The 26671-nt window shown below is 42.8% G+C and carries 15 protein-coding genes; 1 reads left to right on the top strand and 14 read right to left on the bottom strand.

Going from position 1 to position 26671, the window contains the following annotated elements; all coding sequences use genetic code 11:
- The 6 genes from BCY91_RS15475 to BCY91_RS15450 form a co-directional block, all read right to left on the bottom strand.
- Positions 1–1149, bottom strand: coding sequence for an alpha/beta hydrolase (locus tag BCY91_RS15475; RefSeq protein WP_120182941.1), 1149 nt, complete (start codon positions 1147–1149; stop codon positions 1–3).
- Positions 1150–1498: 349 nt separating this feature from the next.
- Entirely contained in the window at positions 1499–4372 is a 2874-nt protein-coding gene (locus BCY91_RS15470) for a glycosyl hydrolase 115 family protein (RefSeq protein WP_120182940.1), read from the bottom strand.
- Between the two features lie 172 nt (positions 4373–4544).
- Complete coding sequence (locus tag BCY91_RS15465; RefSeq protein WP_120182939.1) at positions 4545–5657, bottom strand: alpha/beta hydrolase-fold protein; 1113 nt, start codon at positions 5655–5657, stop codon at positions 4545–4547.
- A gap of 4 nt (positions 5658–5661) precedes the next feature.
- The gene (locus BCY91_RS15460; protein ID WP_245989175.1) at positions 5662–8193 is read right to left on the bottom strand and encodes a glycoside hydrolase family 95 protein; all 2532 of its coding nucleotides are present in this window, start codon (positions 8191–8193) and stop codon (positions 5662–5664) included.
- Positions 8194–8494: 301 nt separating this feature from the next.
- Positions 8495–8833 carry an L-rhamnose mutarotase gene (locus tag BCY91_RS15455; RefSeq protein WP_120182938.1) on the bottom strand — a complete coding sequence of 113 codons (339 nt, stop codon included), beginning with the start codon at positions 8831–8833 and terminating at the stop codon, positions 8495–8497.
- A 78-nt stretch (positions 8834–8911) separates the two neighbouring features.
- On the bottom strand, positions 8912–10558 hold the full coding sequence (locus BCY91_RS15450; protein ID WP_120182937.1) for an alpha-L-fucosidase: 1647 nt from the start codon (positions 10556–10558) through the stop codon (positions 8912–8914).
- A 418-nt stretch (positions 10559–10976) separates the two neighbouring features.
- Here BCY91_RS15450 and BCY91_RS15445 point away from each other — a divergent pair, with 418 nt between their 5' ends.
- Positions 10977–11870 (top strand): helix-turn-helix domain-containing protein, encoded by an 894-nt coding sequence (locus tag BCY91_RS15445; RefSeq protein ID WP_245989172.1) that lies wholly within the window; start codon positions 10977–10979, stop codon positions 11868–11870.
- Between the two features lie 63 nt (positions 11871–11933).
- On the opposite strand, the gene BCY91_RS15440 is transcribed toward BCY91_RS15445, so the two are convergent.
- The 8 genes from BCY91_RS15440 to BCY91_RS15405 form a co-directional block, all read right to left on the bottom strand.
- On the bottom strand, positions 11934–12764 hold the full coding sequence (locus tag BCY91_RS15440) for a sialate O-acetylesterase (RefSeq protein ID WP_120182935.1): 831 nt from the start codon (positions 12762–12764) through the stop codon (positions 11934–11936).
- Positions 12765–12789: 25 nt separating this feature from the next.
- Positions 12790–13653 (bottom strand): alpha/beta hydrolase, encoded by an 864-nt coding sequence (locus tag BCY91_RS15435; RefSeq protein WP_120182934.1) that lies wholly within the window; start codon positions 13651–13653, stop codon positions 12790–12792.
- 202 nt (positions 13654–13855) lie between these two features.
- Positions 13856–15226, bottom strand: coding sequence for a glucuronyl esterase domain-containing protein (locus BCY91_RS15430; RefSeq protein WP_120182933.1), 1371 nt, complete (start codon positions 15224–15226; stop codon positions 13856–13858).
- 95 nt (positions 15227–15321) lie between these two features.
- Entirely contained in the window at positions 15322–17424 is a 2103-nt protein-coding gene (locus tag BCY91_RS15425; RefSeq protein ID WP_120182980.1) for a hypothetical protein, read from the bottom strand.
- Between the two features lie 340 nt (positions 17425–17764).
- Positions 17765–20278, bottom strand: coding sequence for a glycosyl hydrolase 115 family protein (locus tag BCY91_RS15420; protein ID WP_120182932.1), 2514 nt, complete (start codon positions 20276–20278; stop codon positions 17765–17767).
- A 252-nt stretch (positions 20279–20530) separates the two neighbouring features.
- Positions 20531–21952 (bottom strand): DUF4419 domain-containing protein, encoded by a 1422-nt coding sequence (locus BCY91_RS15415; RefSeq protein ID WP_120182931.1) that lies wholly within the window; start codon positions 21950–21952, stop codon positions 20531–20533.
- A 3-nt stretch (positions 21953–21955) separates the two neighbouring features.
- A complete protein-coding gene (locus BCY91_RS15410) occupies positions 21956–24022 on the bottom strand; it encodes an alpha-glucuronidase (RefSeq protein ID WP_120182930.1) in 2067 nt (688 codons plus the stop codon).
- 3 nt (positions 24023–24025) lie between these two features.
- Positions 24026–26656, bottom strand: coding sequence for a glycoside hydrolase family 3 protein (locus BCY91_RS15405; protein WP_120182929.1), 2631 nt, complete (start codon positions 26654–26656; stop codon positions 24026–24028).
- Between the last annotated feature and the right edge of the window lie 15 nt (positions 26657–26671).

The following is a 26671-nucleotide window of genomic DNA, read 5'->3' as shown; positions in this document are numbered from 1 at the left end:
TTATTTTTTAAAGATCAACTGCGCATATTCACGAAGGCTTCTTCTCCATGTTTGCCATTCGTGTGCCGTCTCAGGAGATTCGTAATAAACATACTTAATGCCCTGGCCATCTAACATCTTTTTAAATGCTCCGATAGAAGCTGGAAAAGGGTTTCCTTCTTTTGTACCCTTGCTAAGAAACAGCACATGTAACTGTTTGTTTAAAGCTGGCCCATTGCTAAAACTGCCGTTCAGGAATGTTGCAGGGTTAATGTCATCACCGCTCGGATAATTTGGCGTGCCACTGAAACCGCCTATGCTGGAGAAGGTATCCAAATGGTTCATCATAATCCTCATGGTTTGGTTTGCACCCATCGACAGGCCTGCGATAGCCCTATGCTGGCGATTAGCGATTGTTCTGAATTTGGCATCAATCATCGGGATAAGCTCTTTCGTTAAAACATCTTCAAAAGCAGCGGTAGAATTTGCCGAACTTTCGGCACGGCTGCTGGCATAACCATTATCCATTACAATAATCATGGGTTTTGCTTTCTGCTCGGCAATTAAATTATCAAGAATTAGGTTTGCTTTTCCTTGTGAAGACCATCCTGTTTCGTCTTCAAAGCTGCCGTGTTGCAGGTACAATACCGGATAACGGGTTTTATCGTTTTCGGTATATCCTGGCGGGGTGTACACAAAACAACGTCTTGCTGTTCCGGTAATTTTAGAAAAGTAAATGTTTTCGCTAACTAAACCGTGGGGCACATCTTTTAACGCGTAAAAATCCTGGTCATGTGCAGGAATTTCTATGCCACTGCCCCAGCGGCCTGCGCCGTAAAAGTATTTGCTTCCCGGATCTGGCACTGCCGCACCGTCTATATTCAGTTGGTAATAGTGAAATCCTTCATCTTGCGGAGCCGATTCGCCGGTCCACACTCCTTTGTCGTCTTTGGTTAAATCGTATTGGACGCCTCCAATATCAAGCTGAACCTTGGTGGCGCTTGGTGCCGAGATACTTGCTTTCACCTGCCCTTTTGCATTAACCTGCGGAAATCTTTTTCCGGATTGGGTAGTTGCTGATGGTTTGAATGTATTGGCTTCTTGTGCATACAAGGCGGTAAAAGAAGTGCTTGTTAGGGCAAAAAAAGTGATTAGATACTTAAAGCACATATATTTTTTGTTTAGGTTTATGAGTTAGCTATGGCAAAATCTAAAGAAGCTAGCTACAAAAAACAGCCTCCGGTTATTTCGCATATCCGACGATTTATAATTAGGTTGTGATAACAAGGGTTACAACACAAAGGCTAAATCTCGTTAGATTGGTTAAAAGATTGGGGTAATTTTCGTTAAAATAAGGGCAAAGATGTTCAATGCCGGGAGTTTCAGACCTCTTTTTTCCTATAACCTGCCTTTAAACAGCCGATATATACAAAGCTTTGTTACTTAGCTATATCGCGCTGTTTTAAGCACCTAAAATTATTGCACTGCAAGAACCCTGAAGTTTCTGTTAAACCTTAACCTATTTTTCGGTGGCAGAAAATTTACTTTCGGGGGGTCCAAGGTACGAAGGCTTAAGCGGTTTGGTACTAATGACGAAACGCTGCAATACCACTCCGCGCTCTAACAACCAAACCTTAAGGATATGCTTGCCCGCGCTAAGCGGTTTGTGTTTGGACTGCTTTTCTTTAATATGGTCTCCTACTGATTTGGTCCACCACGACGGGTAATTCCAATCCGGCGAACTTTCACCTTCATTTATATTAATAATTTGAGGCTCTTCGTCGTCAATTGCGATGGCGAACTTTAAGCCGCCCTCTTTCTTATAATCTTGTGTAGGCGAAACATAGGTAGAAACAGTAGGTGTTCCGGATTTTAGAAGTGTAAACTCGTATTGCAGGCTCGGGCTTTGCTTTTGCGGTTTATCAAATTTTATTGGTGAGTCTAATATTACCGAAGATAACGTTCTGCCTAGGTTGGCCACCACCGTTGGCATATTGGAGATTTTAGTTTTACTAGGGATAAAATGGTTGGCCTCAATAGCTACATATCCATCGTTTTCAACGAAACCTGCTGTTCTAGCCGGCTCGTTTAAAATCGGGACTTTTATGGTCAAAGCTTTGCCAGCACCCGAAAGAACAATTTCTCCCTGCGCATTACCCTTTGGTGCTCTTTCCCAATCAATGCTTACATATATTTTTTGATGATACTGCGTTTGTCCGCTGTTTGCAGAAAGTTTTATCCAATTTTGCTTAGGTTGCAGTTTGTACTGCAATTCGCCCTGCCCACGGTTAATTACATCTATATAAAAATTTTGGTCGTTAACAGCGTCAAAAACAGGCATTACCTCACTAAAAGCCCACTCGGCCTCTACGCCAAGCCAGCCCCACGATGGTTTTCTGCCGTATTCTAGAAGGTAGCCCAGTTCGGGTGTTTTCTGAAGTTGCACAAAAGATACGGCGGGCATCGTATTTAACGGTGGATGCGCCCAGCTTGTGTAACCTATATGCGTTTGCGACATCATGTGGTTCCACTTCCCATTGGCCAAATCTTCGTGAAAAGCTCTGGTTAACTCTTCATCTCTGTCAAAATACGTTTTAGTCTTTTGCGCATAAAAATTGGCCGCGCCCGCACCCCGCTCGGCGTAATATTTATTTTTACCGGCCGCTACGTACATCTCGTTAATATTTGCCGACAAAAGTATTGGTGAAAGCACCAGCTGATAAAAAGCATCCCGATATTCGGCAGGCAAATCATGATAAATGCTTTCACTTTTTTCCGCCAACAAGTTATACTCGGCCACAATACGATCTGCTTCTCTGTAATTCTCTACGCTGTAAGTATTGGGCGTTAGCATTTCGGGTGTCCTACGCGCATTATATTTGGTGTAAAGTGCCAAAAGCGATGCAATTTCCGAAGCGTGTTTAGCCCCAAACTGTTCGGTAGCCCAGTTCTTATAATATGCGGGCAAATCTTTGGCCTGTATAGAAGATGGATTCCAGGCATAGTCGAAAAAGAAGCTTATTGGAAGTTCCATAGGTTTGATATCGCCTACGTTCGCTATCCAAAGGTTTTTTACGCCGTGGCTGTACGTAATGTTCATTTGCTCCCAAATTCTTTCTATCTGACTCACATTCAACCACCTATATGATGTGGGCGCACCAACATAGTCTAAATGGTAATACATCCCAAATCCGCCAGAGCGGTTAAGATCCTCCGCTTTTGGCAAATATCTGATGTTTCCCCAATTATCATCGCTAAAAAGCACGGTAATATCATCTGGCACACGCATTCCTTTGTCGTAATAATCCTGTACTTCCTTGTATATTGCCCACACTTGCGGCGTTTCTTTCGCCGGCTTATGGGTAGCCTCTTCAATTAGCTTGCGCTGATCTGCAATAATTCCCTTTAATAAATCAACAGAGGTTTCTTCAGACATGCCTTCGTCTCCGTCGCCACGCATACCCACTGTTATCATGCTTTCGTAATTGGTGACGCGCGCAATGCCCCCGCGCCAAAACTCCTGCAACTTTTCCTTGTTTTTTTGGTAGTCCCAAGCGCCTCCGTTAAATACGGACCACTCGTTGTGTGCACGGGTCATAGGTTCGTGATGGCTGGTAGAAACCACAATGCCAAAGTCATTTGCTGTTTTAGCGTTCAAAGGATCGTCTACATAAAACATCGTAGGCAACCACATAGAAGGCCAAATAAAATTGGCTTTATTGCGCAAAAGAAGCTCAAAAACTTTCTCGTACACTTTATGGTTTGTGCCTCCAAATTTTTCTTTTGCCCAATTTCTGAACGCGGGCGCCTCGTCATTTATAAAAATGCCCCGGTATTTTACCGCCGGACCGTGAGACACCAAGCGGGTTTCTTTTAGTAATAGATTTTTGTGCTTTTTAACGGGTACATCTGCCCACCAGTACCAAGGCGAAACACCTATCGCTTGCGATAAAGTAAATGCGCCAAAGGCGGCGCCTCTTCTATCGCTACCCACAATCACCAGCGCATTTTTTACCCCAGGAAACGGGTTTTTAACCGTTTGCACGATAAATTTCTCCCATCCGCCACGGATAGGGCTGATATCCAGTTTTTTTTGATCAGCCAGTTGCTTAATCAGCGAACTTTGTTCAACGGTGCCTAAAAGTATGATGTTTTCTGCCCCTGTCATTGTGTTTACAACCTGTGGACGTATAGCGGTAACCCGCTCTACATCATCTGCCAAGAAATTGGCCACTTTTGCCACCAAAATATTCTCTGACCCATCATAAACGATGCATGACGCTTTCTGATTGCTGACAATTGCGAACTCTTTGCCATTGGGTTTTTCGGGGTTAACAATAAGTTGAGCGGTGGCAAAAAATGGAAGAAGCAATAAAATTGAGAGAAGTTTCATATAAAAATTATTTAGGCCATGCACAAAAAATGCGCTTCTAATTTTAGAAAGCGTTTTTGTTGCAAGCGAACACCAGCATCAAGGTTTTAAAAGGCAAAAGGTTTTGTTATCCTCTAAAGAGGGAGCCGTTCGCGTATTTCAAAAGCACCACGAACGGCTTAAAAAGATTTGTTTAATTTCTAAAAAGCTTTGGAGCAAGTTCTCTTAAACTTCTCCGCCAGGTTAAAAATTCGTGGGCTGTATCTTCCGAAACATATGAAACGGCATTAATGCCTGCTTTCTTCAATTCTTCCGTCGCCGATTTTACCCGCTCTGGATTTTCTTTACTTCCGCAACTCAAAAATATGAGCTTTACCTTGCTCTTATCTTTAATTTCGGCAGGGTTATAGGTACCGCCACTTAGCAGTGCGTAGTAAGAAAACACCTCGGGCTTGTTAAGTGTAATGGTGTGCGTTTCCATCCCACCCATAGACAGCCCGGCCATGGCTCTGTTAGCTTGGTTGGCCAGCGTGCGAAAATTGGCATCTACGTAAGGAATAAGCTCATCAACCAAAACGGTTTGAAAAGGTATGATGCTAAAATCTCGCATTTTACCCCATTTTACCTCATTGGTCATTCCGTAGGTATTCACAATGATAAAGGGCTTTACTTTACCTTCTGCTATTAAATTGTCCATAATCAGGTTGGCGTGTCCTTGGTTCATCCAAGCAGTTTCATCTTCGCCCCAGCCGTGTTGTAGGTACAACACTGGATAACGTGTTTTACTGTCGCTAGCATAGCCCGGAGGCGTGTAAACAAATGCTCTACGAGAGGTATTGGTACTTTTAGACGGAAACAAAATTTGCTGTACGTTTCCGTGGGGTACATCTTTTAAGGCATAAAAATCTTGATCGTGAGCTGGAATTTCTATTCCGCTTTCCCAGCGGGTAGAGCCATAAAAGTTTAGCGCACCCGGATCATTAAATGTTCCACCATCAACAGTTAAATGATAGTAGTGGAAGCCTTGGTCCATTGGTCCTTCCGTAGTACCGGTGAAATATCCTTGGTCATTTTTGGTCAACTGTGTACCTCCTCGGCCTCCTAAGCCTAGGCTCACTTTCACGCTGTCTGCTTTTGGGGCAAATATTTTAAACCGGGCATATCCTTGCGAATTAACCTGCGGGTACTCTTGTCCGGGCTGGTTAAGCGCCGACGGCTTAAAATCATCTTTAATACCAGACGACTGTGCCATACAAACAGTTGTTGAAAGCCCCAGTACAATTAGCGTTGCTAAATTTAGTTTCATATGATTAGTTTATAATTAAATGGATAGTTTCTCCTGGACTGGTCAAAACATCATAAACAAAAGTATCTTTAAAGACGGGCAGAGAGATGTTTGCTTTGTTTGATATGATTGGTTTCTGAACCTGCTGTACCTTGTAAAAAGGATTAATGTTAGTGCCGGTAGCTTCATTTAGGCTTTTACGGTTTGCCAACTGCAGTTTGTTTGGAACCCTTAACCTTAAATTACCTCCCAGCGTTGATTTAATCTCTGCTTTTATTATTTTCCCATCTTTCCATTCCATATTAACCAATTCAAAACCTCCCCTGGCTCTTAGCCCAGAAATACTTCCCTGATGCGCCCAAACGTTGGGCAAGGCAGGTAACAAGTTCACTTCTCCATCAGCACTTTGCATTAACATTTCGGCAATTCCAGAAGTACAGCCAAAGTTTCCGTCAATTTGAAAAGGAGGATGCGCATCAAAAAGGTTATTGTAGGTCCCGCCCCCACCGTGGTTAGTGCCCACGGGCGTCAGCTGGTTTTGGATGAGCTTGTAAGCGTGATCACCATCTAACATCTTAGCCCACCAATTTACTTTCCAACCCATACTCCATCCGGTAGATATGTCTCCGCGTTGTAGCAAAGTGTTTTTTGCAGCGCTATACAGTTCTGGCGTACGGTAAGGAGAGATTTGGTTAGACGGAAACAGACCATACAAATGTGAAATATGCCTGTGGTTATCCTTAGGGTCGTCCACATCATCTAACCACTCTTGCAACTGCCCATGTTTCCCAATTTGCATAGGCGCTAATTGGCCTCGTTTCTTTCTCAGGGTATCCACAAAAGCCGCATCTTCCCCCAAAATTTCGGCGACTTGTATCGCATTGCTAAATACGTCGAAAATGATTTGGTTGGTCATGGTGGTGCCGGCATCAATAGAAGAACCTTGATGCGCTGCCGGTGCATTCTCGGGCGACTCGTCTGGGGCGATGACCAAATACGGGTATTTTGGATGTTGCACAAGATAATCTGTATAAAACATGGCCGCTCCTTTTAAAGCCGGGTAAACAGACTTCAGGTATGCTAAATCGCCGTTGTATAAATAATGTTCCCACAGGTGCTGACTTAACCAGCCCCCTCCGTTGCTCCAGGCGCCCCAAAATGCGCCATCAACCGAACCTGTAATACGCCAGATATCGGTATTGTGGTGCGCCATCCACCCTCGGGCGCCGTACATATCTTTCGCGGTTTTTTTGCCGGTAACAGAAAGCTCAGTGATCATTTTAAGCAAAGGCTCATGCAGTTCGGATAAATTTGTTCTTTCTGCCGGCCAATAGTTCATTTCTGTATTGATGTTGATGGTGTACTTGCTGTCCCACGCCGGATGTAGGCTGTTGTTCCAGATGCCTTGCAAATTAGCTGGCTGGCCGCCCGGCTGGGATGAAGAAATAAGCAGGTAACGGCCAAATTGAAAGTAAAGCGCCGCAAAAGAAGCATCATTTGTGGTGTTAAAGTTCTTCAAACGTTGGTCCGTAGGTAAAGTGGAAGCTTCTGACGGGCCCAAATCTAATTTAACCCTGTTGAAATACTTCTGATACGAAGCTATATGGCCTTTAAGCATCTGGCTAAAAGTTTTCTTCACTGCCTTAGCCAAATATGATCTTGCCCGAAGCTTCTCATCGCCCTGCAAATCATCATAACTGTTAAAATTCGTTGCTATAGAGATATAAATGGTTGCCTCATCGGCATTAACAACATCAATGCTAGATGCGGTGCTGGATAAAGAACCGCCCTTTATTTTTATCTGAGCGATGCTCTCGAACTTTATTTTGCCCTCAACACCTTCGTGACTTATGGTGGTGCCCGATAAAACCAGCTGACCAGGATTGCCTGTTGTTATTTTCACGTTGGGCTGTGGCGTGGTGTACGAGGCTTTGAACGAAATACTTTTCGCCTTGTTTGCTGTTAGATGGATGGCAACCACACGATCTGGAAAAGAAGTGATTACTTGGCGGGTGTAAGTAACACCGCCTGCCTTGTAAGTAGTGGTAGCACTTGCGTTTTCCAGATTTAAATCGCGGTAGTAATTGCTGTAATTTTCATGGCCAACAAATTCAAGATTTAGGCTACCTACGGGCTCAAACATTTGGCCGTGAGATTTTTTTGATACCAAAACCTTATTGATTAATTTTTCGGCATCTTTCTGTTTGCCATCGAAAATAAGCTGCCGTATCCTATCTAAAGAATCTAGCGCTAAAGGGTTGTCATTTCTGTTGGGGCTGCCACTCCAAACGGTATGTTCATTGAGCTGGATAATTTCTTTCTCAACATTTCCGTAAACCATTGCGCCCAGCCTGCCGTTGCCCAAAGGCATTGCATTTTCCCAAGTTTTTCCAGACGGTTGATTATACCAGAGTTTAAGGGTATCGAAATGATTCTCATTTACCTGAGCAAATACAACGTCGCTTTGTATATTGGCAAATGCCAACAACAACACAAGTGACCTACAGAAGCGTTTCATCAACATATTTATCATCATATCAGTAAAATACTTATTCATTAGCCTAAATCTAGGTGTGCAATAGTTTAAATTTCCCTATTGTCGCATAAATCAAGCTCATAAACAACAACTCAACTTTTTGGTATTTAAGGTTTTGGCTCCGCTAATTCAAAAATTCATAAGCGATGCTTGTAACATCAAACACCGTCATACAAATTAAAAAAAACGCTTAGGGTAATAATTAAATCAAAAATACCGAGAACTGGCAAACTAGGGTAGTACATTTGTATATTATAGAGAGAGAAATGTTCAATACTCGGGTTTTAAATGACTGTAATTTTGTAAAACTGGGACATTCCGCTTACGGTAACTGAAATATTTTATCCATATAAACCCATTTCTCGCCTTCTTTTGCCCAAGCTAAAGGCTGCTGGAATTTCGCCATTAGCGTTTCCCATTCCTGAACTTTAGGGTTGGCCGCATCCATTGCTGCTTTTTGCTTGGCACTAAACTGATCGTTAGTTTCCATCAGCATAAACAACCTATTTCCTGTCCGGTAAATTTCCATCAAAACAATATTTGCATCTAGGATACTCTTTTTAATTTCGGGCCAACCGTTTTCGGCTTTGTGCCAATTTTCATATTCTCTAACTATGTCCGGATCATCTATTAAGTCCAAGGCAAGTGCAAATCTTTTCATTTATTTTTTTTCAAGAGACAATCATTTAATATTCAACATGAAATAATTGAGTACACGGGAAGAATACTTTAACAGACATCAGACAATAGCACCCTCTATTTTCAACGTATAAGGCAAATGGCGCAGATTAATATCCGGCAAATCAACTTTTAGTCCTTCACCATTTTGTTCAAATTTAAGTGCCGCCCCAGAACCCAAGAGAGAAATGTTTTTAATCTCGCCAACACCTTTAACACCCAACTTTTTTGACACAGCAATCCTACTGTCTGGGTATTCCATAAAAAAAGCATACAGCGTAGTGCCTTTTTTAGTAAATCTGATATCCTGCGCACCAAACGGGTTTCCCTTGCCTTCATTAAATCCCTGTGCGCTTAGCGGAATGGTATTTTCGGTTGAAGGTCCTTCTCCATAGTCAACCCAAGGCCTGGAGCCATAAATCCCTTCGCTGTTAATTTTCATCCACTCGCCTATTTCTTCCACCACTGCTCTTTCTTTTTCGTCGATGGTACCATCCCCTCTTACCGGGATATTCAGCATAAGATTTCCGTTTTTGCTAACTACATCTATCATGGTATGGATAACTGTTTTCGCACTTTTGTACCGATTTTTCTCGTAAATTCTGCGATCATAATGCCATGCACCAATACAGGTATCCGTTTGCCACGGTAAAGGCTCAATTTGGTTACTTTGCCCGCGTTCGATATCCCAAACCATACATTGCCTTTGTTGCTGGCTTAAAATTTTTCCGCAAATCACCGCCTCTAGTTGGCCGTTACGTTTGATGCTTTTATTGTACATGTGAGCAGCTATACGTAAACCAGCATCGCTAATAGGCCATAAAGGCAATGCGGTATCGTCAAAGTAAATCAGCTCAGGCTCATACCTATCAATTAGTTCTTTGGTTCGCTTATAAAATTTTTCGCAGTAAGCATCAGAAGGCTTAACAACCCCATTTCCCCAGTCCCATTGTTTATGTATCATACCATTGTCCCAGCTATTTTCACTCATCGGGTGGTTTTGAGCATAAAGGTCCTGCGGATCATATCCGTCCCACCATTTATCTTTGCCTTGCTTTTTTGTAAGGTTTCCATCGTAAGGAATCTCTGCATAAGGTCCTTTTTTGTCCCAGCGTTGCGAGGTTTCGTACCAGCTCCAGGTATGGGCAGCATGTACGCTCACGCCAAAATGGAGGTCATTTTGCTTTGCCGCCTTTGCCCATCCGGCTATAATGTCTTTTTTTGGTCCCAACTTAGTGGAGTTCCAAGGCTGGTGAGAACTATTGTATAAATCGAAATTATCGTGATGGTTGGCAAGTGCCATAAAATACCTCGCACCTGCTTTCTTGTAAAGCGCCACCAATTCCTCCGGATTCCAGTTTTCTGCTTTCCATTCATTGATGACGTCCTTAAAACCGAATTTAGAAGGATGCCCGTACTTTTTACAGTGATACTGGTATTGATCGCTACCTTCCTGATACATGCCCCTCGCATACCAGTCGCCTCTTTCTGGTTGGCACTGTGGACCCCAGTGCGCCCAGATCCCAAATTTGGCATCCCTAAACCAATCAGGAACTACATACTTACTCAACGATTCCCAACTTGCGTTGAATGGTCCGCTTGAAGTATCGCTTAAAGCAGAAAATGAGTACGGTTTTCCAAAAACCTGATTTATCCACATACTCGGCAAAACAAGGGCCATACCCTTGACTAGGGTTCTTCTCTTCATTCTTTAACTATTTTTGTAGTAAATGTTAATACACCTTTAACCTAAAACCAAAAAAACTGCAAAAATGACGTATGCTCACCGTGTGTACGTAAGCAATACATTTCGTATTGGTTACATAATTGGTGCATCTCCATCTGTTACCGTAAAAACAAGGAACTTTATTTTTTAAGTTTATAATATTTGGCTAAATCAAATATAAGCTTGATCTGCTGCGATATCTTTGTAACAAATCGACTTCTTATTGCACAAATCCGACTAAATAGCCTTTATAACAATTACAGGCTTATCGGATTTTTAGTGATTTTAATCAATTTTAATACTATAACTAATAAAAAATCAACTGTTTATATTTATCGCGCTTTGTCATGCGATAAAAGGAAGATAAGTATAAATCAGGTGCAGTATATTTGAATAACTAATGATGACCAAAAATCCCATCCGAAATTTTTTCTCTCTTTTAAACATCGACTTTGTCAAGTTGGATAACCGATGGGATTTCAGCAATGTGATAAGTCCTTATTTCCGGCTGTATTACATAGATGACGGCGAGGGGACAATTACTACTGCTAAAGGCTTAACGGAATTAGAAGCGGGTTTTATATACCTAATACCCAGCTTTACACTTTGTGACCTTAAGTGCGACAGCTTTCTTAGTCAATATTTCATCCAGTTTTTTGAAGAGTCGCCAGATGGACTTTCTTTGTTTGCCCAATCAAGGATGGTGATGCAAAAACAGGCTACACCCTACGATATAGAAAGCTTTTTACGGTTATTGGAAATCAACCCTGGCCGTGGCATTAACAGATCTGATGATCCAAAGGTTTACGAAAAGGATATTTATTATAAAGAATACCAAAACCTGAATGAGCTGCAAAGCATTTCAGTACGTTACGAGACGCAAGGAATTCTATTTCAACTGATCTCGGGCTTTCTGTCTCAGCCCGGCTTTAAGAATAACCGGATAGAAATCATCCCATCTACAATTATTGAAACCATCAACGAAATTCAGATCAACTTAGCACAAGCACTTAGCGTGAACAATCTGTCCTCTCGGGTAAATTTAAGTCCCGATTATTTTTCTAGGCTATTTTATAAACACACCGGAAAAAGACCTATAAAATACATTCAAGAAAAACGTATTGAAAGAGCGCAGTACCTTATTACTACTACAAACAGTCAATACGGGGAAATTGCTAACGATGTTGGTTTTGAAAGCTTTCAGTATTTTGCCAGAACCTTTAAGAAAATAACCGGGCTAACACCCGGAGAATACAGAAAGCAAAGTCAGAAAATGAACTTTTCTGACTTATAAAAGATACGCCTTTTTTTACTTTCTTAAAAGTAAGGTATAAGAAGGTAGCACCTAAAATTTAAACTAGTAACCTAACAACGCAAGCATTTCATCAGCATATCGTTTCCCTAGCTCTCTGTAGCCCGCGGCATCAAAGTGCAGGTTATCCGGACCATCTGTGCAACCTTTTGAAGAAATGACATGCGCTGTTGGAATGACTTGCGGAAGCGTTGCAATAATCTTGTTCATGCTTGCGCATACCCCGCCTTGATCTTCATTAACCACTTCACCTGCTAAAAGCGGCACATTTTCGGCTTTCAGGTTTAAATCATTCAGCAGATTATTATAAACCCCTTTTACTTTGGTAGGCCAAGTTGCATCGCCTGTATTAGACTCGCCTTGATGAAGCAATATCCCTTTGATAACGCCATCTTTTTGTGCAAGCTTAGCCAGCTCTACCAATCGCCCGTAAGGGTTGCCGTTGTATGCTTTGATCATACCGGTCATCCAATCTGGCGCAGTGGCTACATAAGATTGGTAATTATCCTTATCAAAAAGCTCAATTTTACAGCCACCTACGGCTACGTTAATTACACCTACGGTTACATCTTTTGGCAAGTTAGCTAAGAGGTGGCGGCCAAAATAATCAACCGGGGTTAATCCGGTGTTGCACCTGCACAAAGGAGGCACGGCAGTGTACCAAGTGTCTTTTTTTCTGTCGATATCTGGACAATCTAAAGCTTCTAAAACCTTAAATCTCGGGTTCACATTTACTGTATCTGCAGCTTCTATTTTAGCCGCTCCTTCCATATTAGATTGGCCAAAAGCCAAAAAAACATAAAACTTTTTGTTTTGAGAGAAGGCCGAAAGGTGCAATGCTGTAATTGCAAGCACTAATAAAATTTTTACTTTCATGATTTAAAAATGTTATTGTCAACTATTATTTTGCCGAGGCAAGTGTGGGTATATTTTTCTTGAACAGAAACTGAGAATACATGTACAAAGAACTTTTCCAAATGTTAAAGTCGTGGCCACCCGGTTCGGTGAAATAGATGTGCGGCACTTCTTTTTCGGTCAGATAATCGTGCGTACGCTTGCTGAAATTAATAAGTCCGTCACTTTCGCCACAAGAAATCCATAAAAACTTCAACTTCTTTTTCGCCTCATCGGCATCAGGCACAAGTGCTTCTGGTGCTTTGGTGTTTGGCGCAGAAGAGAAACCGCCTACCCAGGCAAATGTGTCCAGGTTTCCTAACCCGAAGTTTAAAGACTGTCCGCCTCCCATAGAAAGACCAGCAATTGCTCTGTGCTCTCTGTCTGTGTAAACTGGATATTTCTTTTGTATAAAGGGAATTAAATCCTTTAACAAATCTTGTTCAAACGTTGCAAAAGCCTCTACTTTATCTTTTGCCATGATATTGCCGGTAGCGCGGTCGTCTTTCATGGCGCGTCCGTTTGGCATTACCACAATCATAGGTTCCAACTTGCCCAGGGCATATAAATTATCTAAAATAACCTGTGGTTTACCGCCATTTAGCCATTCTTTTTCGTCGCCGCCAATGCCGTGTAAAAGATATAATACCGGATATTTTTTGCTTTTTGAAAAACCTGGCGGTGTGTAAACTGTTGCTTTACGGCTTGTGCCAACAGTTGTGGATGTATAAGTTACGGTATCCACCACGCCGTGGGGTATGTTTGCTTTTTCAACATCAAAACCAACGGTTGGGGGACTAACAGTTTGTTGGGCATTAACAAACAATGCGCTTGAAAGTAAAATCAAGCTAAGGAAAAATGTTTTTTTCATTACTTAGGTTCTTAGAAATATAATCAGTGGTGTAAAGTAAACGAAAGGCATTTAAAACGGGGGGTACATTTCGTTAATTTTATGATAGAGATGTTCAGAGGCGCAAATCTCAAATGCACCAATGATACACGATAGCTACGGCCTTGGTTATCCACAGCGCCACATAGCTAGCTAAGCGCTTGACAGTAGCACCTAGCATTTTCTAAAAATATTTTTTAGCCCATTGGATAAAATAAGGCCAATTGGGTCCATTGGTATGCCCGCCTGCGTGCTGCCTAAATGCGAGTTCGCCGTCTAGTAAAGCCGTTTCAATGGGAGGCATTTCTGTAAGGCTGTAGCCTTTTTTGCCGAGCAACTGATACACCGGAGAGGCATACAGGCCACCCAAAAACATGCCTTTCGCATCAACCCAAGTTCCTTCCACCAATGGAGAACCAGAACCTATAAAAACCGGCCGTGGCGCACATAGCGCAACCAGTTCATGGGCATCAACAGGTAAATCGGTAGGGCTTAAAGTACTGGCATACTTTATAAAATTCCCCGCGAACCAATGGTACTCTCCGGACGAGGCTAAATTTTCTACCTGTTCGCCAAAGTGGCGACGCATAATTTTAGCACCGCCGTTGCCAGAAGAGCCAACAAAAGCTAAAGAAAAACGCGGTTCGTAAGCCATGGTCACCAAAGCTGTTTTTCCATAACGTGAAAGGCCTTCTATGGCCAACCTCGAACAATCCACGTCGGCGTCTGTTTCAAAATAATCCACTGCTCTGCTAGCTCCCCACGCCCAAGCCCTAATGGCTCCCCAATCATCGGGTTTACGATATTTGCCCTTATTGCATAAGCCAATAATTCCTGAGGTTAAACCTGCGCCATTATCAGCCTGATAGCTTGTAGGAATTAATACTGCAAAGCCCCAACCCGTTTCTAACAGTTGTTGCTGCCAGCTTTTGCCTTTACTTTGCATACTTTCGGGTATTCTGAAACCCGCCGGAAACTTAAAGCCAAACTCTGTAACTACCGGCACAGGTTTATTTTGCTGCTTTGGAACAGTTAAAGAAAGCTGGATATTAACAGTGATATCGGGGTACCGGCTGTTATCTACCCTGCCTAACAATTCTTTGGTTATTGCCGGTATTTCGCCAAAAACTGTGTCTTTAACGCTGATAACCTCCCATTTTACCGCTGGTGTATTATCCGGAACGCGGCCATAAACTTCGCTATCAAAATAGCTTACTATTTCTGGACGCCGTAGTTTCCACCAAGTTTGCGCATCCTGCACCGGGTTGCCATTATTTAAGATGAGCGGGTTGGGAAGAGAGGTATAAGGGCTAGCCATTGCTTCGTTGCTGTTGGCGGCATTAAAATCTTTTGGATTACCAGAAGGTCCCGGCCTTACAGCGGTGATGCCCAAAGTTTCTAACATGTTCTGGTAATCATTTTGGGTAAGGTTCCGGATGTTATTTTGCTGACCCTCTTGCGCCCCACTTGTTAAAGTGCTAAATACAAGCGACAGGGTAAACATAAGGGCTAAGTTATAAAAGCGGATGACCTTTGTACTTGATAAATTACTCATAAATACTTGTTTTACTGAAATTTGGGCATCATGTAGGCATCAACAAAGCAGATAAGTTTCTGTACCTATGAAGGCACAGAAACTTAAAATCTTGATTAGTTGCCGAAATTTACCCGGTAAGTTTTAGTTAGGCCCTTGTAATCAAACTTTACAGAGGCTAGCTTATTTTCTGAAGTGGGCTGTTCTACAACAATACGTACATTTGGGTCGCTAGAACTTGCCTCAACCTTAGGCATAGTGCTGTTAGCTGGCAAGCTGTATGTCGCTTCATAAATGTCGTATCCAACTAAACCATTTTGATTGGTTGAACGCACTGGAGTTGCAGGTAAGTCGATATTTTTCCCATTCACCGCTATACGTACAGTTGGCGGTACAGGGCGGTTTAGCGTATTCCCTTTTTTACTGAAGCCTAAGCCTGCCATGTCAAAAAGAGTCTCGTTCTCCTCGCCCTCTGCTACTAAGAAAATAGCGTGTTTGTTGGTTAAGCCATCCACAAATTTTGATACATCTACCGTAAATTTCTGGGTCTCTGGTTTTGTGTTTGCCGGGACAATAATTTCTCCAATTTTCTTTCCCTTCCATACGGTGTTATCCCAAGGGCCATCCATCCAAACGTTTACCTTAAAGCTTTTAGCAGTTTTTGGCGCAATAAACAGATTAAACAAAGTTTGGTTGCCTTTTTTTGTTCCTTCAAATGCGTGCAGCCCTTTATCAGCTTTGGCTAAGCCACCAAAACCAAAATATTTGTAGCCAATGATATGCCCGTTTTTAACATTGGCGATAGGCATATTGTTATCCCAAATATCCCAGGAATCTTGTTGAGTACCAATATCTGAAAGGTAACAAGCGTAGCCGGCAGAATAGTATTTGTACGGATCCATCCCATAGATATTAAAACCTTCGGATGTTACTTCTGCGCCGCTGTAAGTTACACCTTTGCTGTCTTTCGCCGTCCAGATGTTGTCTTTAGCGTAAGGATCGTATCCGGTAATGTTAACTGTTCCACCTTCGGCAACAGATTTTTTATCCCAAGAAACCTTTACCGGCGCAACCATTGCTTGGCGCGCGTAGTCGAAGCCTCTTGGCGGCCTATGGTAAAAAACATACCACTGCCCGTTTATTTCTTGTAAACTTCCGTGGGTATTATGTGCGGCGTTGGTAGTAATAATAGCAGAACCGTCTTTGTTTAAAACCGGTGCTCGTGAATCAACCAGTACCCCACCAATTTTCCACGGGCCTAAAGGAGAATCGGCAACGGCGTATCTGAGGGTAGAGTTAGAGCTGCTAACGCCGTAATCCGGACCAGAATATCCGCTATAAACCGTAACGAATTTATTGCCCACTTTTCTTATTGAAGAGGCTTCAAAGAAGTTAAACTTGCCTAAATCTTGGCCCTCATAAATCTGCGGGAACTTGGTGCCTTCCGGATCGCGTATTTCGCCATAGCGCCTACCCGCAGGCAGCATCCTATCGATAATTTGCGTGCCTGGCCTCAAAGAATACATGGTGTTTTGGTCCAGCTGGGCAGCAGATGAGTGTTGGAAACCCCAATAGCCATAAGCCCTAAACCCTATTTCGTAATCTGGGTCTTTTGGATCTGTAACGTATTCGATATACACCGCCGGATCAAAACCTAAAATGCTGCCCGGCAAAGTTGCTTCACCGTTGGCGGTTAAATTTACCGGTGTAAATGGGCCATCCGGTCTGTTTCCTTTTGCAACCATGGCTTCGCGTCGTGGTCCTCTGCTGTGCGGATACAGGTAGTATTCTTTGGTTCCGTCTTTCCTTTTCACCTCTACCAAGTCTGGCGCATACATCACGTCCCATTGGCCGTTTATCTGGTAAGTGAACACCGGACCGTCATCTCTCCACGAGCTAAGGTCTTCCACCGGTGCGGACCAAACCCTGATATCGGGACCGCAATAGCTACTAAAACGGACATCGTGCGAACCAATAATGTACGCTCTGTATTTACCGGGGTTATCTGGGTCTTCAAAAACGCGCGGTTCGCCATCTGGCAAATGCTCCCATAGCGGCAAGTACGGATTACCGATTGCCTCATGCACATATTTCTGATTAGCCGGTTTAGTAGCAGAATTATTGTTTTGGCCGTTGGCTACTGTAACTAGAAGCACGGATGCACCAACCATCAAAGACTGTAAATATTTGTGGGGTCTTTGAAACTTAAATAGTACCATAGATTTAAAAATGATTTTTATGAAATGTAGGTTTAATAACGGATGAACCGTCTGTTTGGTAAAAGTAAAGTCCACAGCCCAAGGAGAAGGGAAGAATTGTGGAAAATAGTGCTAATAATGTTCAATCGGTCTGCAAATACAACTTGTGGCAGAAAGCTAGCTGTTAGCCCCTCATCTTCAGAGAAAAAACAACCTATCGCATACACCTTTTAATCGAAAGTCATCCTGTCAAAAGCCTAAGGTAAACCCCGCAAGTCATCCTTATAAAAACACCCTTTAAAGCAAAGAAAGCTTTGATTTTCTCTTTCAAAGCTTTCTTTTAAAACTATTTGGTGCGTTACTAGTTATTCACTTCACTTTCGGGCGGCCCTAAATACGAAGGTTTTAAACCTCCCATGTCCAGCATCAGTTTTTGAAATACGATGCCCTGCTCCAAAGGCCGGATGCGGATACTATGCTCTCCTTTTTTAGCAAAGTCAAGCTCATGTTTGGTGTCTATCACTCGTTCTGCTTGCCATTTGCCCAGCTCACCTCTGTAATGCCCATTAATATTTACAATTTGCTCGGGTCCACCATCTATAGAGAGCGCGTACCGTAAACCTTTGTTTTCGTTGTAATTTAAGGTGGGCGATGTGCGTACGGTTAAAGTTCCTTTGCCTACGGTTTGGAGGTCAACTTTGTATTCTACGTAAACGTCTGGATTTAATTTTTCGGTCACTGGCATGGTGGTTAGCCCCGATTTGGTTTTGCCTAAATCTGGGATGATTTGCCAGTGTACCTGTTTGCCCGGTTGCGCTTTAAAATAATCTTCTGCTTCTATAGATACATAGCCGTTTTTCTCTGCGTAGATTTTTTGGCTTTGTTTAGGCTCAACATACAATACTTTTGGCATAATGCTGTTTCTGGGATCGTTCCATGATCTGTAGCCAATCCGCACCTGATCCATCATGTGTGCCCACTTTCCGCCGGCTATTTCTTTATTGTAATGATAGGTTAAAGCAGAGTCTCTTTTGAAACATTCTTCTGCAATGGATGCCCATTTATTGGCTTCGACTTTGCCCTGGCCAGCAAGTTTTTTATTCATGGCCACTGCATAGTACATATCGTATAAGTTAGAACAACCGTTAATAGGAAATAACACTAACTGATCAAAAGCATCTTGGTATTGTTTGGGTATGCGGTTATACAAACGCATGGCGCGGATCAACAAATCGCGGTAATCATCTCGCACCCTTTCAAACTCATTGTAATTTTCCAAACTGTATGTTCTATCATTTAAAAGCTCGGGTGTTACACGGTGGTTGTATTTGGTATAAAGGTTAATCAGCTCGGCAGCTTCTTTGGCATATTGCTCGCCAAATTGTTGCGCGCACCACGCTTCTGTATGTGCTAATAAATTGTTGGCGTTAAACTGGTTGGGGTTCCAGGCCATGTCTAAGAAAAAAGAAATCGGGTACTCCATTGGCTTTAAATCTCCAACATTTACCACCCAAATTTTATCCACGCCGTGCTGGTATGTTAGGTTCATTTGTTCCCAAACTCTTTGAATTTGGGTAACGTTTAACCATTTAGAGTTACGTGGCGCGCCCACATAATCAAAATGATAATACATTCCGTAACCTCCGCTACGCGGTTTGGCACCTAGGGCTGGCAGTTTACGCACATTTCCCCAGTTGTCGTCGCACAAAAGCAAAGTAACGTCATCTGGCACGCGCATCCCCTTATCGTAATAGTCTTGCACTTCTTTATATAAAGCCCAAACCTGCGGGGTTGCCGAAGCTTTTTTTCCGGTTACTTCCGATATGATTTTCCGCTGATCTTTTACAATCTGCTCTAGCAAACCGATATTTTGGTCTTCACTCATGGGTTCGTCGCCATCGCCGCGCATCGCAATGGTGATGATGCTTTCCCAATTTTTTGCACGTTCTATGCCTCCACGCCAAAAATCTTGCAGCCCTTGTTTATTGGTTTGATAGTTCCAATCGCCACCGTTGCCGTGCCGTTTCCACTCTTGTTGTGCCCGGGCCATCGGTTCGTGGTGCGAGGTGCTCATTACAATGCCCATCTCATTGGCCAGTTTTCCGTTTTCGGGATCATCATCATAAAATGCGCTTCCCCACATTGCCGGCCACATAAAGTTCGCTTTTAGGCGCAGTAATAATTCGAACACTTTTTCATAAAATTGATGATTGTAACCTCCAAAGGTTGCCCTAGCCCAGCCTGTTAAAGCAGGCGCTTCATCGTTCAAGAAAATGCCCCGGTATTTCACCGCCGGCTCGCCTTCTGTATAAACAGAATTTATGTTAAAATACAGATTTTTTTGCTGCTGCACCGGTACATCTGCCCAATAATACCAAGGCGAAACCCCCATTTGCTTGGATAGCTCATAAATGCCGTAAATTGTTCCGCGCATATCGCTTCCGGCTATCACCAAAGCTGTTTCTACGTCTTTAGCCGGATTTTTAACAAGCTGCATGATAAACTTTTCGTTTTTGCCCCTCAAAGTTCGCGGGTCAATCTTGTTGTCCCTGGCAAGCTGGTCCACCAGACCCGATTTGCCTAGCGTGCCTATGATAACTTTATAACGCCCGTCAGAAAAAGTCTCGCTGTTTCCCGAAACCATTTTGAAGTCGTTTTTAAGACTGCTTATTGCACGGTGTACGCCTTTATAGTCTTCTTGTGAAAAAAGTATAGGGGCTGTTTTTCCGTTTACAATTAAAGGAAAGCCAGAGGGATTTGCTTTGGTGCTTAGTGAAGGACTATTATCTATTTGCACCTGCGCAAATACCGCTACGTGCGATATTGCTCCGATAAAAAGAAGAATCCAGACTGACCGGAACCAAGGTTTTAACATACGCTTTTAATAAAATATTATTGATAAAACAACGAATATAAGCCACGGTGGCTGAAGAGCCTATTTTTTGAACATTAGTTATGTTTTCTTAAACATTTGATCTTCGTTTTTGAAAACACCCTATGATTACCGCATCTGCAACACCTATATGATGCGGTAAATACACGACTTTTTTTGTGTGGGATATGTTGCATTTAAAAATTTTCGTCGTTTTATTTTTTTTTTTGGGGGGGGGTAACTGAAATCCAAACATTATTGGTTGGGATAATCAATAAGTTCGCCATTAACAATCAATTGCGTACTGGGCGGAAACATATTTCTGATCCTATCTATTTCCGGCTTACTTATTTTGCCAGATAATTTAAGTATGCCCAGCTCAACTTTCTTTAACCTTTCGGGAACAATTATATCTCCGATAAAAGCAATCTCGAGGTTGTTAATCCGCTTAAAATCAAAAACTTCTTCAGGAATTTCGTTTACGCGGATAGCTATACTACCAAACTGCGCATTATTTTCAAGTGCAAACTTCTGCTTTATACCCACATTGTTTACGTCCTTTTTCCGTATCATCCAGCCTATCTGTGGGCTTAATGTAAAATCATTCACATCTTGTTTAAGACCTATAAAGCCCGCCCAAAGCTCCAATGGAATTTCCCGGCGGTCATTTCCAGAAGCTTCTATATAACACAAGTCAACCTTTACAATCTCATCAGGTAAATTATCTCCACCTGTTAGCTGTTCTAAATTATTCCGTCTGCCATTTTTGTCATACGGAAAAAACTTTACAATCCATCCGTCAATTACTTTTGGAGACCCGTATTTTTCTTGCGAATGATATTTAAACATGTTTCTCCAAAAATCTTTGTCGATATTACCTTCTGAGGTTTCTACCATTTTTTTCAAAATAGGTTCAAGCTCACCCGTCCACCATTTTAGATTGTACTTCTCTAACCTTTTTGCGTTTTTGTAAAGTTCTCGCCAATCCTGTGGAGTACCTTTAAGCGTAATCTCGGGAATCCCACACACGATCGCAATTACAATAAACTCGAAAAAGGGCTTGGTAGCTTCCATTACCGTTATTTCTGTAGCTATTTTATCGGCAGGCGTGGTTGTAGAAAACTCCGGCGTTAAAATCCGTATAAAATCTTTGTCTGACAGTGTGGCAATTTGTTTGGTGAATTGCGGAAAAATCTTCTCCCACTCACTTGCTGGGCTGTTTAACGAAAGATTATCTGCTGTTACGGTTAGCGGCAACTTTTGGTCTTTAAGAACCGAAAAATGCTTTCCGAAATCTGCCGGATTTGCATTCAAATGCCTTGCAAAACCTTGGCTTATTAATAGCCAAATCATATCGGGCGATATTACGAATGGCCGATGTTGAGCATAAGCCTGATACATACCCGAAAAAAAAGAATGGTAACCGAAAGAAACAAGGCTGTCCGGCGCTTCGCTTTTTGCGACTATATTGAATGGAAAATCCACCTTTTCTTTCTGTATTTGCGATAAGTTTAATTTTACATCAGAAAGTATCAGTGTTCTATATATGTCCTCGTAACTTTTAGTAGCCAGGTGTTGTTGTGGTGGAGCCAGTTTTTCAACTTCAAATTTCACCTGTTGTTGCCCTAAAGAATTTAGGGAAATAAGAAAAAACATTGCTAAAAGCAACTTTGTCATATTTTATTTTTCTTGCGGATAAAAATCCAACGGATCACCACTTTCCAAAGCTTTCAAATCAAAAACAGGGCGTTCCAGCTCGTGCGGAATTGGCATTTTGCTAAACTGCTGGAAATACAGTAAGCAAGCATCTTTATAAACCTGCGCATCAAAAGTTTGCCTTTTTAATACCGCCTGTGTTTCTTCATAGACTTCTACACTGGTGTATAAACTGGTTTTATCCCAAACTTTTTGGAAGTTTCGCACCTGTTGCAAACCCTTATCGTAACGGAAACAAAGTTCGTCCCACAGGCTTCTGCCGCTTTTTGTTTGGTAAGTCCACGGTAAATGATGAAACCACAGCAGGTACATTTCTGGGCAGGTATCTGGGTTGTTAAAAACATCCGCTAAAGGCTGATGATATTGGCTAGTGGCATTGCTGCCGCTGGGTGTACGGTCAAAACCAATGCCCAATGAATCTGCCTGGTGGTAATAAGGCGGTGTCCAATCGGGCCGTGCATTTTTAGGCGCCCACCACGGTCCGGGGCCAAAATGATGGTGTGCCGCAAAAATATGGTGCAAGCCTAAAGGCATAGAATAGTTTACCACGGCTTCTCTGCTTTCCAGTAAAATATTCTTTACCGGCTGAAGAAAGTTTTTGTTCCAATCTTGGATCAAATCTGGCTGTGCTTGTTGTTTAAAGGTCAGTTTTAGCCATTCGTCAGCAATCTGATCACTTTTCAACTGGTTGTCCCATGCTAAACGGCCGAAAGCGTACCAATTGGCCTGGCCCAGGGTGTAACCGCTCCAATTACTATCCAAACCGGTGTTGGCTACGCCGGCAATCGCACTATGTTTTTGCGAAAATAAGGTTCCGTCTGTTACTTTAGCCACCGTGCTGCCTTCACCCTTTTGGTAGGTATCGCTGTTTAAGCATTCTTCCCACATGGGCGCCAAAAATGCAACTTGGTAGGCGTGGCCTAAATATTCTTGCGTAACCTGAAATTCGGGCATTACACTGCTATGTTGCATGGCGCCAAATAAAGGGCTAAAAGGCTCGCGGGGCTGAAAATCAATTGGTCCGTTTTTTACTTGGATGATCACATTATCGCGGAACTTCCCGTCCAAAGGAACAAACTCCTGATAAGCCTGTTTTGCACGGTCTTCGTTAGAAGGGCTATACACAAAGGCACGCCACATCACCAATCCGCCGTAAGGCTTCAAAGCATCTGCCAGCATATTTGCGCCATCGGCATGGGTGCGTCCAAAATCTTGCGGGCCGGGTTGCCCCTCGCTGTTCGCTTTCACTAAAAAACCTCCAAAATCTGGAATCTCTTTATAAATCTCGGCCACTTTCTTATGCCACCACGCTATTACGTCGGCGTTCAAGGGATCCGCGGTTTTTAAATCGCGCAACATTGTTGGCGACGAAAAATTTACCGACAAATAAGTTTTGATGCCGTACGGGCGCAACACCGCCGCTATTGCTTTTACACGCTGCAGCACCGGCGCCGATAGCATTTTTGCCGAAGCATTTACGTTGTTTAGCACCGAGCCGTTTATCCCGATGGATGCATTTGCCTCCGCATACTTTTTCCAGCGATCTAAATCGGCTTTGCTAACCGTTAAATCTCCTTCACCGCGCCAAAAAATAGACTTGCCCGCATATCCGCGCTCAACCGAACCGTCTAAATTATCCCAATGGTTTAAAATCCGGTTTTCGTAAGATGGATTAGAGACGAGGGCTGCCACATTTTCGTCGCTTATTTGTGCCCTTAACATGGCGTAGGCGCCGTACAATAGACCCTTTTCTGTGGTGGCGCTGATGGTATTTCCGCTTATTTGATAACCCTCTGCCTTTATGGCGGTGCTTTTAACCAGTTTTAAACTGATGTCGGCGCCTTCTTTCCCTTGCCAATATTGCTTTAAAGCTTTAACCGCATTTAAAACCAGGGGCGATTTGCTTTTATACTGCACATTTACCGCTTTGGCGGGATGTTGCTGTAGCCACAAATCGTTTGGATTTTGGGCGTGCAGTATTAAATTATAACCCAAAAAAACAGTTAAGGCAAAAAGAAATCGGATCATCATCAATTAATTAATAAAAAGTTCTTGCTTTAAAATGTTGCTTGTTAAAGGGTTGGGCTCATCGGGCTGGCTTCCGCCGATGCTGATGAGCATTTTACCGTTTAATGAGGTGCTTTCGCCAGCTTGGCTGATGTAGGTTAAATCTTCTGGATTTAATGTAAAACTGACGGTTTTACTTTCACCCGGTTTTAAGCCAAAACGCTCAAAACCCTTCAGCACTTTAAAAGCGGTTTTAATTTCTGCATTCTCGTTCAGTAAATATAGCTGGCTTACTTCTTCACCTGCCATTTTACCTGTGTTGGTTACACGCACGCTTACCTTCAAAGGCTTTCCTTTTTCAATTTTGGAGGGCATTTGCAAATTATCGTACTTAAAGTTGCTATAACTTAAACCGTAACCAAAACCGTACAAAGGCTTTCCTTTAAAGTAACGGTAAGTACGGTTGCTCATATCGTAATCTGTAAAAGCCTCCAAATCTGCATCACTGGCGTAGAAGGTTACGGGCAAACGCCCGGCCGGATTATAGTCGCCAAAAAGCACATCCGCTAAAGCTTCACCCGCTGCTTGTCCGCCATACCAGGCGTTCACAATAGCGGGTACATTTTCTGCTTCCCAAGGGCAAGCAATTGCGCTACCGGTCATCATCACAAACACTACGGGCTTACCGGTGCTTTTTAATGCCTTCATTAAATTGGTTTGGGCAACAGGTAATAAAATAGATGTACGGTCGCCACCTTCAAAGCCCGGATAATCGACTTTCATCTCCTCGCCCTCTAACTGTGGCGATATGCCTCCGGCAAAAATAAATGCATCTGCGTCTTTGTGCTTTTTAGCTAAGGCCATCATATCTGTTTTAAGATAATTTCCGGTTTTTAAACGGATGTTGCCTTTACCTTCTCCTTGCCAATACTCTACTTTAAGCTCGTAAACCTGATTTTTTTTGGTTTGTAAATGAAAAGTTTTTGCGCCCCACCGGTTCCGTTGCCAAGCATTGATAACTTCTTTGCCATCTACATAAAAACGGTATCCGTCATCGCCTTCCAGCTCAAAGTTTAAGGTTTCATCTGCAACAGCGGTGAAGTTGGTCACATAACGCGCAGAGAAGTTATTGGCGTTCAATCCGTCCGCAATTTTTTCGCCCTCTTGCCAAAATAAATCAAGGTTTTTCTCTTGGCGCTCCATCACTGGTGTTCCAGAAAGCTCCTTGTTGTTAAAGTAGCTAGCTTTAAAGCCTGCTTTGCCGTTATAATTGTACTGTTTATCCAAATTGCGGTAAACCAACAAGGTATCATTTGTAAAGTTTACCGCTTGCTCAAACACCACTTCTGTGTTTTTTCCTACCTTATTTTGGATGCCTTTCAAAAGTGTAGTCAGCTTAGACGGAATGCCGTTGTAGTTTCCTAAGATAGAAATCGGGTTATCGGCATTTGGTCCCAACACCACTATCTTCTTCAAATTTTTGGATAAGGGCAAAGTTTGTTTTTGGTTTTTTAACAAAACGATGGATTGTTGCGCCATCTTAAGCGCCTGTGCGCTATGTTCCGGACTCTCCAAAGCAGAGAATGGCGTTTGTGCATATTTTACAATACTCGGCGGATCAAACATTCCCAATCGGAAACGTATCATAAATAAGCGTTTTACCGAAACGTCTATTTGTTCTTCGGTAATCTGTTTGTTTTTCACCGCCTGTACCAGCGCCAAAAAGGCTGCGGTTCCACAATCCACATCTGTTCCGTGGTACACCGCATCGGCAGCAGCGGAAGCCGCATCCGGATGCGTTTTATGGTTTTTAAAGAAATCGTCTATCGCCCAACAATCCGATGTTACATAACCTGTAAAACCCCATTGCTTGCGCAAAATATCGGTCATTAAAATATCGCTGGCACAACATGGTTGCGTGCGGAAAGCATTGTAAGCGCACATTACGCCTGCTACTTTAGAATCAACCACTAATTTTTGAAAGGCAGGCAAATAGGTGTCCCATAAGTCATAAGCGCTCACATCTACATCAAAAACATGGCGTAAAGGTTCTGGGCCGCTGTGCACCGCATAGTGTTTAGCGCAGGCGGCGGCCAACCAATACTTAGGATCGTTGCCCTGTAAGCCGCGTACAAAAGCGTCGCCCATGTTAGCCGTTAAAAAAGGATCTTCGCCGTAGGTTTCTTGCCCACGGCCCCATCTTGGGTCGCGGAAAATGTTGATGTTTGGCGTCCAATAAGTTAAACCTAAGTAACGCTCATTTGTACGTCCGGTTTCTGTTGCTTTATTAAATATCGCACGCCCCTCAATACCGCTATACTGTGCCATTTTAAAAATAGATAGGGTATCAAATGTGGCCGCCATTGCTATTGCCTGCGGATAAACAGTTACCTTAAAAGGTGTACGCGCAACCCCGTGCAGTGTCTCGTTCCACCAATCATAAGCTGGGATACCCAATCTCGGAATGGCAGGCGCCGAGTTCATCATCTGCGCTACTTTTTCTTCTAAAGTAAGTCTGCCAACTAAATCATCAACCCTTTCTTCAAAAGACTTGTTATAGTCATTAAAAGGAAACTGGGTTTGCTGCGCTAAGCTACAAGCCGAACCGAAACCCAAAGATAAAACGAGCGCAAAAAACGCCTTCTTTTTAAAGAACATGTAAGATAGGATTAA

Origin of the sequence: Pelobium manganitolerans (assembly GCF_003609575.1) — a bacterium.
In the GTDB taxonomy this organism is placed as follows: domain Bacteria; phylum Bacteroidota; class Bacteroidia; order Sphingobacteriales; family Sphingobacteriaceae; genus Pseudopedobacter; species Pseudopedobacter manganitolerans.
The sequence above is the reverse complement of the archived record's forward strand: the minus strand, read 5'-3'. Positions and strand labels throughout refer to the sequence as shown.